The 12,891-nt window shown below is 67.2% G+C and carries 14 protein-coding genes and 1 pseudogene; 3 read left to right on the top strand and 12 right to left on the bottom strand.

Translation table 11 applies throughout. From position 1 onward, the window contains the following. Positions 1-219: 219 nt before the first annotated feature. On the bottom strand, positions 220-1,317 hold the full coding sequence (locus NFC73_RS01095; protein WP_254746964.1) for a winged helix DNA-binding domain-containing protein: 1,098 nt from the start codon (positions 1,315-1,317) through the stop codon (positions 220-222). Positions 1,318-1,354: 37 nt separating this feature from the next. Between NFC73_RS01095 and NFC73_RS01090 the strand changes: the two genes are divergently transcribed. Continuing rightward, positions 1,355-1,864, top strand: coding sequence for a hypothetical protein (locus NFC73_RS01090; RefSeq protein ID WP_254746962.1), 510 nt, complete (start codon positions 1,355-1,357; stop codon positions 1,862-1,864). Between the two features lie 20 nt (positions 1,865-1,884). Here NFC73_RS01090 and NFC73_RS01085 read toward each other — a convergent pair whose 3' ends face one another. From NFC73_RS01085 to NFC73_RS01070, 4 genes are read right to left on the bottom strand one after another with little or no spacing between them, the layout of a single operon-like run. After that, a complete protein-coding gene (locus NFC73_RS01085) occupies positions 1,885-2,952 on the bottom strand; it encodes a UDP-N-acetylmuramate dehydrogenase (RefSeq protein WP_254746960.1) in 1,068 nt (355 codons plus the stop codon). 21 nt (positions 2,953-2,973) lie between these two features. Continuing rightward, entirely contained in the window at positions 2,974-4,245 is a 1,272-nt protein-coding gene (locus NFC73_RS01080) for an MFS transporter (RefSeq protein ID WP_254746958.1), read from the bottom strand. A gap of 4 nt (positions 4,246-4,249) precedes the next feature. Continuing rightward, complete coding sequence (locus tag NFC73_RS01075) at positions 4,250-4,687, bottom strand: MaoC family dehydratase (RefSeq protein WP_254746956.1); 438 nt, start codon at positions 4,685-4,687, stop codon at positions 4,250-4,252. A 2-nt stretch (positions 4,688-4,689) separates the two neighbouring features. Beyond that, positions 4,690-5,157: an FAS1-like dehydratase domain-containing protein gene (locus NFC73_RS01070; RefSeq protein ID WP_254746955.1), complete on the bottom strand. Its 468-nt coding sequence runs from the start codon at positions 5,155-5,157 to the stop codon at positions 4,690-4,692. A gap of 137 nt (positions 5,158-5,294) precedes the next feature. Between NFC73_RS01070 and NFC73_RS01065 the strand changes: the two genes are divergently transcribed. Both NFC73_RS01065 and NFC73_RS01060 read left to right on the top strand, forming a co-directional pair. Further along, positions 5,295-5,675, top strand: coding sequence for an ArsR/SmtB family transcription factor (locus NFC73_RS01065; RefSeq protein WP_254746954.1), 381 nt, complete (start codon positions 5,295-5,297; stop codon positions 5,673-5,675). Beyond that, positions 5,672-7,345, top strand: coding sequence for a SulP family inorganic anion transporter (locus tag NFC73_RS01060; RefSeq protein ID WP_254746952.1), 1,674 nt, complete (start codon positions 5,672-5,674; stop codon positions 7,343-7,345). The genes NFC73_RS01065 and NFC73_RS01060 overlap by 4 nt, the downstream gene beginning before the upstream one ends. On the opposite strand, the gene NFC73_RS01055 is transcribed toward NFC73_RS01060, so the two are convergent. From NFC73_RS01055 to trxB, 7 genes and pseudogenes are all read right to left on the bottom strand, one after another. Beyond that, positions 7,335-7,559, bottom strand: coding sequence for a DUF3188 domain-containing protein (locus NFC73_RS01055; RefSeq protein ID WP_254746950.1), 225 nt, complete (start codon positions 7,557-7,559; stop codon positions 7,335-7,337). The genes NFC73_RS01060 and NFC73_RS01055 overlap by 11 nt on opposite strands. A 22-nt stretch (positions 7,560-7,581) precedes the next feature. After that, positions 7,582-8,253, bottom strand: a pseudogene (locus NFC73_RS01050) (DUF2797 domain-containing protein); the annotation flags it as partial. A 97-nt stretch (positions 8,254-8,350) separates the two neighbouring features. After that, the gene (locus NFC73_RS01045; protein ID WP_254746946.1) at positions 8,351-9,214 is read right to left on the bottom strand and encodes an HpcH/HpaI aldolase/citrate lyase family protein; all 864 of its coding nucleotides are present in this window, start codon (positions 9,212-9,214) and stop codon (positions 8,351-8,353) included. 90 nt (positions 9,215-9,304) lie between these two features. Beyond that, positions 9,305-9,727, bottom strand: a complete 423-nt coding sequence (locus NFC73_RS01040; protein WP_254746944.1) for an arsenate-mycothiol transferase ArsC — start codon at positions 9,725-9,727, stop codon at positions 9,305-9,307. Continuing rightward, positions 9,724-10,395 (bottom strand): arsenate reductase ArsC, encoded by a 672-nt coding sequence (locus NFC73_RS01035; protein ID WP_254746942.1) that lies wholly within the window; start codon positions 10,393-10,395, stop codon positions 9,724-9,726. The genes NFC73_RS01040 and NFC73_RS01035 overlap by 4 nt, the downstream gene beginning before the upstream one ends. A gap of 52 nt (positions 10,396-10,447) precedes the next feature. Further along, entirely contained in the window at positions 10,448-11,833 is a 1,386-nt protein-coding gene (locus NFC73_RS01030) for an FAD-dependent oxidoreductase (protein WP_254747513.1), read from the bottom strand. A 48-nt stretch (positions 11,834-11,881) separates the two neighbouring features. After that, the gene (gene trxB / locus NFC73_RS01025; RefSeq protein WP_254746940.1) at positions 11,882-12,859 is read right to left on the bottom strand and encodes a thioredoxin-disulfide reductase; all 978 of its coding nucleotides are present in this window, start codon (positions 12,857-12,859) and stop codon (positions 11,882-11,884) included. Positions 12,860-12,891 lie beyond the last annotated feature (32 nt).

Raw genomic sequence — 12,891 nt, 5'->3', positions numbered from 1 at the left:
TCGGACCCCGGCTGACCCTGGTAGATCGCGGCCACATTATGTGGACAACCCCGGCAGAAATACACGCATCCGCCTCTTCCGGCATCATTCGCTGCCCTGCCCCGCAGGAACGGCCCTGCTCCGCAGGAACGGTGCTGCCCCGCACCGCTTTTGCGGGGCAGGGCCGCTCGTGTTCGGCAGCACCGCTCCTGTTCGGCGGGGCGGCGCATGGGGCCCGGCTTACCTGTCCAGGAATGCGAGGTACTGCCCGGCGGCCTTGCTGAACACGGCCTGCGCGGCGGGTCCAAGTGGCTTGGCGTCGTCAAACAGTTCAGGCACGACGGCGGCGCTGCGGCCGGTGCCGGCCCGCGCCCACGTGCCGATCACTTCGCCCCCTGCCACGACGGTCTTCTTGAACACTCCGTTGCCGCCCGGGACGATCTTGTTGGCGTGCTCGGGGGCCAGCACAAGGCTCCGGTCCATGTAGCCCAGCACAAACTCGTCGAAGCCCGGCAAGAGGAGGACGGACCGCTGGCCGGGCACACCGTCGTCGAGCATTGACGCAGTCTCCGGTGACATCCAGTAGTGGACGCCCCCGAATTCCAGCTCCGCCAGCTGCCCGCTGACCAGCTCAAACGCCGCGCGCGCGTCGGTCAGGGGAATCTGGGTCCACCAGGCGAAGTCGCGGACGGTGGCAGGGCCGTGGCTGCGGAAGTAGCGCAACATAAACTCGGCGATCGCTTCCTGCCGCTCAAGCCCGCGCGACACCTGGATCCAGTCATCGAACGCCATCAGGAGCTGCTGGTTCCCGGCCAAGGGGCCTTGAACCAGCCAGGCGTGCCGGCACAGCGTCCCCAGGAGGTGGATCCCCCGCTGCCCGGTGGTGGGCTGCCCGGCTGCCTCAAACACCTCGAAGAGCTCGGTCCGGCTCACGGGACCGCCGGCCGCAATCCGCTCCAGGGCAACATCGCGGCACTTCTCGATGTCCGCCCAGGTGATGTCCAGTTCCCGATGCCGGCCGGCAATGACGCGGCTAAGACGCTCGGTGGTGAGATCCAGCATCCAGCGCAGGTCCTCCGGAGCCACCAGGTGCAGGGTGCCGCGCATCGGCCAGGACCGGACCACCCCTCCGCTGTCCAGCGCGGCGCGCACGTCAGCCAATCCTGCGCCCGGAACTCGGAGACCGACGGCCCAGAGCGCGGCCGGCAGGTCCTGAGCCTGCGTGGCCGTCATCCAGCGGACCGCGGCCTCTACGGAGCCGAGCCCCGGACCGAGCAGTCCTTGAGAGGCAAGGCGTAACCTGCCCATCACCTTGGGGCTTACGCGGTTCACTGCCATGTCCTCATGGTAGGACCTGGCCCGATAGGGTGTAAGCATGACTTTGGGGAGTTTGTGGCAATTGTTCGCGCGCGGAACACAGGCATGGCTGGTGGCAGGGACCGTATCCGTCCTCGCCGGCGTGGCCATCGGGCTGGCCCCGGCCATTGGTTTCCAGCCCCTGGGATTCCCGGGAGGCGGCGGCGAGGCACCCCTGGAACTCCTCTTGCCCTCCCTGTTCCTGTCGCTCGGCGGAGGGTACGCCGTCCTTTTTCCCGGTATCCGGGTGGGCCGCGGCAAGGTCCGCATTGTCCGTGACTGGAAGCTCTATCCCGTCAGCGGCCGGCTGCTCTGGATCCTGGCCCAGGCCACCGCCGTGATCGGTTTGGTGGTATGCATTCTTGCAGCCGCGACCCACCCGGCGGTTCCGGGACTTATGGTCTGGCTGTTTATGGGTTCGTATTTGGCGCTGACCGGCTGGGCCGCAGCCCTGCTGGGCATGGCCATGAACGTCCGGCTGATCGGCACCGTTGACGGGCGCCCGGCGCCGGTCACGCAAGCAGGCTGATGCCTTCAACGAACTGAACGCTAGAGCGTGACGCCGATGAGCAACGGTTCCGGGTGCAGTTCAATGCCAAAGCGTTCGACGACGCCGGCGCGCACCTCGCGCGCGATCGCCAGCATGTCCTTGGCGCTGGCGGAGCCGCGGTTGGTGATGGCCAGTGTGTGTTTTGTGGACAGTGACGCCCGCCCGCCGGAGGCGCTGGCCTCCTCCAGGCCGTAGCCCTTGCCGAACCCTGCCTGGTCGATCAGCCACGCGGCGGACAGCTTCACCAGCCCGTCCGCCCCGGCGGGGTACTTCGGTGCGGACTCCGGCAGCGTTGCCGCCACGTCCACGGGCACTACCGGGTTGGTAAAGAAGGAGCCCGTGGAATAAGTGTCCCGGTCCTCGGGATCCAGCACCATGCCCTTGGAGGCACGCAACCGCAGGACCTCCCGGCGGACATCGTTGGAGTACGCGCGTTTGCCTGCCTCCACGCCAAGTGAGCGGGCCAGCTCGGCGTAGCGGATGGGCGCGCTCATCCGGCCCAGCGGGAGCTGGAATTCCACGGTCAGCACGACGTAGCGGGGTGATCCCTCGACGGTGGTCTGCTTCAGGATGGAATCGCGGTAGCCGAACTTCAGCTCGGAGTTGCTGAAAGTCTGGACCGCATTCCGGCTCCGGTCCCACGTGCGGACCGCCGCGATGGTCTGGGAGACGTCAGATCCGTAGGCCCCGACGTTCTGCACGGGCGTGGCGCCTGTGGCCCCCGGGATACCGGAGAGTGCTTCGATGCCGGACCAGGCATGCAGCACGGCGTGTTCCACGAGGGCATCCCAGTTGTGGCCTGCCTGGACCACCACCGCCACGCCGCCGCAGGAATCCTCGGCGTCGACGGTGAACCCCTGCGAGGCGATCCTGACCACCGTGCCGGGGAACCCGTCGTCGGAAATCAGGAGGTTGGAGCCGCCGCCGATGATGAGGACCTGCTCCCCCGCGGCGTCCGCCGTGCGAACGGCATCGATGATCTCCGCCTCGGTTGTGGCCTCAATGTACTTGCCGGCGGGTCCTCCGACGGCGGCGGTGGTCAACTGGGAGAGCAAAGTGGAAGTCACCAGATAACACTATAGGGAAACCTAGGGAATCTTCCGGGCCACCGGTGAGAGCAGGAAGGTGGCCACGAGCATCACCATCACGGCCAGCAGCGAGTGCAGGATGCCCACGTGTTCAGCCAGCAGGCCCAGCAGCGGCGGCCCGCACAGGAACGCGCCGTAGCCGATGGTGGAGACCACCGAGACGCGGGCCGCAGCCTTGGCGGGATCGTCCGCGGCGGCCGACATGCCCACAGGGAAGCCCAGCGAGGCGCCGAGTCCCCAGATGGCCAGGGCCACAAAGGCGAGCCAGGGAACGGGGGCAAACACAAACAGTCCGAGTCCGAACACTGCCAGCGCGGCGCACCAGCGCATCACCGGAACGCGGCCGAAGCGGTCCAGGACCACCGTGCCGGCGAAGCGTCCGATGGTCATGAAGGTCACGAAGAGCCCGTAGCCGGCGGCTCCGGCGGCGTCGGTCTGGCCGTGCCCGTCGGCGAGGGCCAGTGCCACCCAGTCCCCTGCTGCACCTTCGGCCAAGGCAAGCCCCAGGACCATGACTCCGAGCAGCAGGGTGCGCCGGTCCCGCCAGGCCTCCGCAATCTTGCGCTTGTTGTCCAGCGGGACACCGGCGCTGTCAGCGGGCGCCCCGGCGGTGACAATGGGGATCGGGCCCGTGAACGGGTCCTCGAAGTTGTCCGGCACATAGGTCCGTTCCCCCGCGACCGGGGTGGCATCCGCACGGAACCAGGCTGCCGCCGTCGTCACCGAGACGGCAACCACGACGCCGGCCGCGGCCAGGTGCCAAAACACCGGGACGGAAGCGGCTGCGGCCCACGCCCCAAGGCCTGCACCTGCCACCGTGCCGAGGCTGAATGCACCGTGGAGCCGGGGCATGATGTGCCGGCCAACCGCGCGCTCCACCGAGGCGCCCTCGACGTTGGCGGCCGTACTCCAGCTGGCGGAGCCGAGCCCGATGACGGCAAGCCCCACGGCCACCGCGACCGGCGTGGCCAGGACCGACGTTCCGAATCCGGTGATGGCCATGCCGCAGGCCACCATGATGGCGCCGGTGCGGATGGTCCGTTTGGAGCCCAGGCGCAGCACGATCAGCCCCGATGCGGACACCGAGACGAACGATCCCAGGGTCATGCACAGCAACAGCAAACCGACCGTGCCGGGGGTCAGGTCCAGCCCGTCGCGGATCGCCGGAAGCCTGGAAACCCAGGACGCGAAGGCCAGGCCGCTGCCGGCGTAGGCAACCACCACGGCATTGCGCCAGGCTGTGACCTCGGCGGCGGCAGTGTTGACGGTCAAAGGATCATGAAAGCCTGACGACGGCCTGGGCCTTCATCAGCACTTTCTGGCCGGCAGCAACCACGGTGAGGTCAACGCGGGCGGTGCCGGCCTCGGCGTCGAGCTTTCCAATGGCGCCGCTGACCTCGATGGTGGCCCCGGCATCCGTGGTTCCGGTGGTGTCCGTAACCAGGACCGGCTTGGTGAAGCGGGTCTGGAAGTCGACGACGGCGGCGGGGTCGCCTGCCCAGTCGGTCACCAGCTGAACGGCGGCACCCATGGTGAACATGCCGTGGGCAATGACGCCGGGCAGTTCCACGCCGGTGGCGAAGGCTTCGTTCCAGTGGATGGGGTTGAAGTCGCCGGAGGCGCCGGCGTACTTGACCAGGTCCGTGCGGGTGACCTCGATGGTGCGGCTGCCGATGTCCTGGCCGGCGCTGAGTTCGTGGAAGCTGGGGCTCATGGTTACTGTCCCTCTCCGCGGACGAGGATGGATGAGGTGGTGGTGGCGACTGCCTCGCGCGGCCCGTTGCCGCCGTCGGTCAGGGCGAAAATTTCCTGCCGAGTGGTGATCATGGCCCCGCCACCCATGGCACGGACACCATCAACGTGCAGTTCGGCAACCAGGCGGTCGCCGGCAATAATGGGGCGGTGGTGGATGAAACGCTGGTCGGCGTGGACCACGCGGGAGAAGTCGATGCCGGCGTCTGGATCCTCGATCAGCTGGGCATCGGCGCGCTGGGCGATGATGATGGCAAACGTGGGCGGCGCCACCAGGTCTTTGTGCCCGAGGGCCTTGGCGGCCTCGACGTCGAAGTGGGCTGGGTGCGTGGCCTTGACCGCGCGGGCGAACTCGCGGATCTTCTCGCGGCCGACGTCGTAAACCTCTGCGGCAGGGTAGCTGCGGCCCTGCAGGTCCGGATTGATAGTCATGGCCTCAAGCCTATCGTTGCCAGGCGTCCGGGAGGGTCTTGCACCACCTTGATATGATGAATTCATCATTCCATCAAGCCGCGGCCGTTGTTTAGCGGCGCTTGCCTGGACCGCTATTCCGCACAGGAGCGCCACCCATGTTGTCTCCCGCCCAGGCCCCGCTCTATGAGATCAAAGCCAACCTGTTCAAGGCCCTTGCCCACCCGGCACGGATTCGGATCCTGGAACTGCTGGCTGCCGCTCCGGAAAACACGGCAGCCGTGAGCTACCTGCTCGCCGAAACCGGGCTCGAGGCCTCCCACCTCTCCCAGCATCTGGCCACGCTGCGCAAGCACAAGGTGGTCACCTCGGTGCGGTCCGCCAACTCCGTGACCTACCGCCTGGCACATCCGGGAGTTTCGGAACTTCTCGCCATCGCGAGGACCTTCCTGCTGGACAGCCTCACCGACTCCAACGAACAGCTCCGGCTGGCGCAGCAGCTGCCGGCGGGGCACCTGCCCGAGGGATCCGCCCCGTGAGTTACGACCAGCGCGCGGTGACGCGGGGATTCACCCGGCTCCTGCCATCCCGGATCGACTACACCGGCATCAGGCAGTCCTGGCGGGCGGACCTGCTCGCGGGCATTACCGTGGGCATCGTGGCGCTGCCGCTGGCCCTGGCGTTCGGCGTCAGCTCCGGAGTGGGCGCCGAGGCCGGGCTGATCACAGCGATCGTGGCCGGGCTGGTGGCGGCGGTTATGGGTGGGTCCCCTGTCCAGGTATCGGGACCCACGGGCGCCATGGTGGTGGTCCTCGCCCCGGTAGTGGCGGTCCACGGCACCGGCAGCGTGGCGCTGCTGTCGCTGATGGCCGGACTGCTGATCTGCATCCTGGGAATCAGCGGCCTGGGCCGGGCCGTGGCGTTCATCCCCTGGCCGGTGGTGGAAGGTTTCACGCTGGGCATCGCCGCCATCATCTTCCTCCAGCAGGTTCCGCTCGCCACCGGTACGTCGGGCATCCCGGGGCACAACACCCTGCTGGCAGCCATCGAGGCGGCGTCCGGCGCTATGGCTCCCACAGTCCTGCTGACACTCGCACTCGTGGCGGGCGTCGCCGTCGTGATGGTCCTGGTGCAGCGGCTGTTCCGGGCCCTACCTGCGAGCCTGCTCGCGGTGCTCCTGGCGACCACGGCCGCCGAACTCCTTCAGCTGGAGATCCCGCGGATCGGCCCACTGCCGCACTCCCTGCCATCCCCCACCTTCCCCGTCTTCGATCCGGCTTCGCTGGGCAGCCTGGCCATGCCCGCCGTGACAATAGCGGTCCTGGCCGCGATCGAATCCCTGCTCTCCGCCCGGGTGGCCGCTGGCATGACCGGGCCGGACGGCACACCAAGCGGGGCCTACAGCCCCGACCGGGAGCTCACGGGACAGGGCCTGGCTTCCATCACCGCGGGCCTGTTCGGCGGAATGCCGGCCACCGGCGCGATCGCACGAACGGCCGTCAATGTGCGGTCAGGAGCCAAAACCCGGATGGCCGCCGCGGTCCATGCCGTCGTGCTTCTGGGGATTGTTTACCTGGCTTCGGGAATGGTCAGCCGGATCCCGCTGGCAGCCTTGGGCGGGGTCCTGATGGTTACCGCGGCGCGGATGGTGTCCCGCCGCACCGTTGCCGCGATCCTCCGCTCAACGCGATCGGACGCGGCGGTTTTTATCCTCACGGCAGTCGTCACCGTGGCTTTCGACCTGATCGTCGCGATCCAGATCGGCCTGGCCGCAGCAGCGCTCTTCACCCTGCGCAAGTTCGCCTCGCTGAGCAGTGTGCAGCGTGAAGAGATTTCGGGGCCGCGCAGCGACGGTGATGAGCATATTGCCATCTTCCGGCTGGATGGTGCCATGTTCTTCGGCGCGGCGGAACGGATACTCCAGGAGCTCAGCCAGGTGAAGGACGTCCAGGTGGCCATTATCAGGCTCTCCCAGCTGCGGATGCTTGACGCCACAGGCGCCCATGCCCTCGTGGAAGTCATTGCTGCCTTGGAGCTGCGCGGCATCACGGTGCTGCTCAAGGGCGTCAGGCCGGACCATCTTGCACTGGTGACGAACGTTGGAGTGATCCGTTCGCTCCGCCACCACAAGCACCTGTTCGAGGACCTTGCTGCGGCCGTGGAACACGCCCGCAGCCATGTCCGCAGGAACGCTGCCGCTAACGCTTGAGGTTCTTCCGGATGGTCTGGCCGCGCACCACAATCCCGGCGATATGCAGCAGGAGGCCTAGCCCAATCAGCGGCAGTGACGCAGTGGCGAGGCCCTGGTTTCCGGAGGTGTTGCCGATCAGGTTCAGGATGATCCCGACGCCGATGAGGCCCATGGCGCCGAAGACCAGGACTTTGTACGAGGTGGGCGCTGACTCCCAGAATTCTTTGAGCACCGTGACAGTCTACCGAGCAGGTTCAGAACAGGGCTTCCTGCACGGCCGGCACCTCCGAGGCGAAGTCCCCCAGGACGATGCTCCGGGCAGCCAGCCGGCCAAGGTTCACCACAAACGCCGCGTCCGTTCCGGCCAGGCTGGCCAGGGCGCTGGTCCCGCTCAGCGCGGTGATCTCAAAGCCGTGCTGTCCCTGCTCCAACGGATGCGGGTAGGCGTGGCGCGGTGTGGGGGCACAGAGCCCCGCCGCCTGCGCCGGCCGCACCCACACGTCGTCTACGATGCTGAAACCTTCCGGGCTGGACCCGTCGACGGCGGCCTGGCCCAGCAGCGTGCGGACAGCGGCCGCGTGCCGCTCATTGATGCCGTCCAGGGCGGCCGCGGGCATGGGCCCCGCAAGGGCTTCGGCTTTGGCGGCGGAGCGGACCTGCTGGGCGAGGCCGGCCTCCCGCGTCACCATGTCCTCGAGGAGCCGTACCACCCGGCCGTCCTCCGCTCTGGCAACGTACCGCGCCACCACCGCGCCCTGTTCCGCGAGCCGGTTCCATTTCCGCAGGTGGGAAGCCGTGCCCACCTTGCTGGCGCCGCCGGCGAACGTGGCAACGTAGAGCCAGTGATCCTGCAGGAGGTACGTGCGCAGCCCGTCCGGAACGCGGCCGCCGCGGTGGAAATCGTGGATGAGGCGGGAATCGTCCAGCTTACCGTCTGCGCCGGGGCGCCGTCCCAAAAAACCCCGTGAGCCAGATAGCGGGTATCGGTCACGGGGTCTCCTGTCTCTTGGTAGACGGGTGGCGCTACAGCGCCGGCTGCACGCCGAACGCGACCGCGAGCTTCATGATCTTTTCGGCGCGGCCCAGGCGGGGCAGGTCCGAGCCGTCGCGGATGACGCGGCCGTTGGCCTCGAAGTCGGACATAAAGTCCGTGGCCCAGGCGACGTCCGACGGCGTGGGGCTGATGACCTCGTTGATGACGTTCGTCTGGTCGATGGCCAGGCACAACTTGCCGGTCATGCCCATCATCACGGTGATGCCGGTCTGCTCGCGCAGGATGGGGTGGTTGGTGCCGACGGTGGGGCCGTCGATGGGGCCGGGGAGGTTGCCGACGCGGCTGGCGACCACCAGCTTGGCGCGCGGGTAGGCCATGGCCTCCGGGGTGGCGGCCATGCCGGTGTCGCGGCGGAAGTCGCCGGAGCCGAACGCCAGGCGGAAAGCACCCTGGGCCTTGGCAATGTTGTTGGCTTCCTCGATACCCAGAGCGGATTCCACGAGCGGGATGACGGGCGTCTTGCCGTCCATCCGGTGGAAGCTTTCGGTCACCTGGTCGGCTGATTCGGTCTTGGCGAGCATCACGCCGAGCAGCCCGGGCGTACCGCGCAGCCCGGCCAGGTCATCGGCCCAGAACGGGCTGGTGGCATCGTTGATGCGGACCCAGGCCTGGCCGCCGCCGCTGAGCCAGTCAATGACGTGTCCACGCGCCTCGTCCTTTTGCGACGGGTCCACGGCGTCCTCGATGTCCAGGATGATCGAGTCAGCGCGCGAAACAGCCGACTGGTCAAACAGGTCGGTTTTCATCGCGTTGACCAGAAGCCACGAACGGGCGATTTCTGCTGGGATGTTGCGCTTGGGGCGTAATGTCTCGGTGGCGGTGGGTGACGTCATGCTACTACCGTATCTGCCCGGGCACCGCCAGCGCTAAGCCATGGCGCCGGACGTGCCGAACAATACAGATGCGACCGGGTTTTGCCAGGCTTAGTTGCCTGTGAGTTCCGCATGGAGCTTTCGGACGCGGGCGTTGATGTCGTCGCGGACGAGGCGCATGCGCTCCGTGCCTTCGATGCCCCGGGTGGAAGGTTCGTCGGTTTCCCAGGTTTCGAAGCGGGTGCCTTCGCGGGGTTCGAGCTTTGCTTCAGTGCCCAGGACGATAACGACGTCGACGGCGTCAAGCACGTCGTCGGTGACGGGTTTTGGGTGTTCCCCGGTGATGTCGATGCCTAGTTCGTTCAGGGATTCCACGGCCTCGTTGTTCAGGCAGCTGCCGGGCTTGGTGCCTGCCGAATAAACGGTGACATGGTCGCCGGCGAGGTCCCGCATGAGACCGGCCGCGAGTTGGGACTTCCCGCCGTTCTTGCTGCAGACGAACAGTATGCGGGGAGTCCTGGTGCTTTCGGTCATGAGTGGGTGTCTTCTTTCTGTTCTGCGGCCAGGAGTGAGCCGACGAGGGTTCTGATGCGCGCCTGGATTTCGTCGCGAATGGCTCGGACCGTCTCAAGGGACTGGCCGGCGGGGTCGGTGAGGTCCCAGTCTTCATAGCGCTTGCCGGGGTAGATGGGGCAGGAGTCACCGCAGCCCATGGTGATGACGACGTCGGATGCCCGCACGACGTCGTCCGTGAGTGGCTTCGGGTAGTCCTTGCCCAGGTCCAAGCCCATTTCGGACATGACAGTCACAACGGTTGGATCCAGCTCAGCTGCCGGCATGGAGCCTGCCGACCGGACGCGGATCCTGCCCTTGGCTTCAACGTTGAGCAGCGCGGCAGCCATTTGTGACCTGCCGGCGTTCTGCACGCAAACGAACAGGACCTCCGGGACCTCGGAGACAACCGACCCTTTGGATTTGGCCAGGGCGGTCAGCCGGTCGTTGGCGAAGTGTTCCGTGGTGGCAGACAGGTAGGCGCTGATCTTCGCTGTCCGGGCCAAGGCCGTGTAGGACTCGAAGACGTAGCGTTCGACCGTCTCGACGGCGAACACCCCAGTGAAACGCTCGGCGAGGCGTTCGCTGATCCGGTGCAGGATTTCAGTATTGTCCTGCAATCCCAGCGTCGTTTTCTGGTGTTCGGTCATGGCAATACTCCCTTGGCCTGCGTCCGGAACGGTGCGTCGTGGTTGGTTGTGGTCAGTGTTCTCCGGAGCGGCCGTGAGCCAGCCCGGTGGGGAATCCAACGAGGACCGGTTCCGGGGCTGCGCAACATCCGCTCTCCGCCGATCCGTCAGTGTCTGCTGTTGAGGCCGCGGGGACGTCGCAGGTGGTGCCGGCGTCGGTGGAGCATACTCCGGTTTCGGGCAGTTCCAGGTGGACGGTGTCCGCCGCGGCCTGGTCGCCGGCGAGGGCCGCGGCAACGGATCGGACCTGTTCGTAGCCGGTGGCCAGCAGGAAGGTCGGAGCACGGCCATAGGACTTCATGCCGACGATGTAGAAGTCCTTCTCCGGGTGGGCGAGAAGCTTGGCGCCATGGGGCTGGACCGTGCCGCAGGAATGGAATTCGGGGTCGATCAAGGGGCCCAGCTCGACGGGTGCTTCGACAGCGGGGTCCAGGTTGAGCCGGAGTTCGTGCAGGATGTCCAGGTCCGGCCGGAAGCCTGTGCAGGGGACGATGATGTCCGCTTCCAGAGTGCGTCCGTCGACTGCTTCGACGCTCACCTGGGTCTCCAGGGTCTTCAGTGAGGAGATCCCGAAGCCGGTGTGCAGCTCGATGGTTGCGGCCTCCACGAGTCGGCGGAGCCGGGCTCCGAGTTGGCCGCGGGCGGGCAGGCCGTCGGCGTCGCCGCCTCCGTAGGCCTTGTCAGCGGATGCTCCGCGCACGGCCCACAGGACGGTGGTTCCGGGTTCCTCCTTGGCGAGGTCTGCCAGATTGATCAGTGTGTTCGCGGCCGAGTGCCCGGCACCCACAACCAGGACGCGGCGGCCCGCGAAGGAGGTGCGGTCCCGTCCGGTGACGTCCGGCAGGGGCGAGGAGATCCGGGCGGCGGCCGTGTCTTCGCCGATGGCGGGCAGCCCGGAGGTTCCGAGCGGGTTGCGGGTGGACCACGTGCCGGACGCGTCAATGACGGCCGCCACGGTGTGGTCGCGCACTTCTCCGCCGTCGTGTACGACCCGGACGGTGAAGGGTGTGGCGTCGCGGTCCCGGACGTGGGTTTTGTCCATGCCCTGGCGTGTAACGGCAATGACGCGTGCGCTGGTCAGGAGCCGGGAGGAGATCTCCGGGGTTGCGGCCAGCGGGGCGAGGTAATTATCGATCAGTTCCCCGCCGTAAGGCAGTGCAGTCAGGCGAGGGGTTTCCCAGCCGGCGTCCTCCAGCAAACGCACGGCTGCGGCATCGAGGTTGAACCGCCAGGGTGAGAACAGCCGGATGTGGCGCCACTGTTCGATGGCGGATCCCGCCGTCGGGCCTGCCTCGAAGATCAGGGGCTCGAGGCCGCGCTCGAGCAGGTGGGCTGCGGTAGCAAGACCGACGGGCCCGGCGCCGATGACGGCGACGGGAAGGGTCTTTAGCGGATCCATGGTGGCCTCTGATTCATGCATCGGTGTGTGGTTCGGGTTTCCCGGTGGTCAGGCGTGGATCGGCTCTTCCACCAGCGCTGTGGCGATACTGTCGGCATCTGCCAGCGCGGCGAGGTAGCGTTCGGCGTCGAGGGCTGCCGCGCAGCCGGTGCCGGCTGCGGTGATCGCCTGCCGGTAGCGGTGGTCGACGGCGTCGCCGCACGCGAACACACCGGTGAGGTTCGTGACGGTGGTGGGCGAGTCGACCCTGATATAGCCCTCGTCATCAAGGTCAACCTGCCCAGCGACGAGTTCCGTGCGCGGCAGGTGACCGATGGCAACGAAGATCCCGGTGGCGGCCTGTTCGCGGGTCTCCCCGGTGCGGGTGTCGGTGAGGGTGACGCCGGTGACCTTGGTATCGCCGTGGATGGCCGTGATGGCGGAGTTCCACGCGAAGCTGATCTTGGGGTTGTCCTTGGCGCGCTGGGCCATGATGCGGGAGGCCCGGAGTTCGCCCTTGCGGACGACGACGGTCACGGACTTTGCGAAGCGGGTCAGGAAGGTGGCTTCCTCCATGGCCGAATCGCCGCCGCCCACCACGATGATGTCCTGTTCGCGGAAGAAGAAGCCGTCGCAGGTGGCGCACCAGGACACGCCATGGCCGCTGAGCCTTTTCTCCTCCGGCAGGCCCAACTCCTTGTAGGCGGAGCCGGTGGCAAGGATGACGGCGGGTGCCTCGTGGGTCTCGCCGGCTCCGGTGACCACGCGTTTGAGGTGACCTTTCAGATCTACTTCAGTGACGTCGTCGAACACTATGCGGGCGCCGAACTTCTCGGCCTGTTCCTGAAGTCCCTCCATGAGCTCCGGACCCTGGATACCGCCCGGGAAGCCCGGGAAGTTCTCCACCTCGGTGGTGTTCATCAGGGCGCCACCGGCCGTGACCGAGCCGGCCAGGACCAACGGGTTGAGACCCGCGCGGGCGGCATAAATGGCGGCCGTATAGCCGGCAGGGCCGGAGCCGATGATGATCAACTGTTCGGTGCTCACGTTGGTCTCTCCTGGTGCTTGGAAATGCGCGG

The organism is Pseudarthrobacter humi (assembly GCF_024294965.1).
Lineage (GTDB): Bacteria > Actinomycetota > Actinomycetes > Actinomycetales > Micrococcaceae > Arthrobacter > Arthrobacter humi.
Note: the sequence above shows the minus strand (reverse complement) of the source record. Positions and strands in the feature narration are given on the sequence as shown.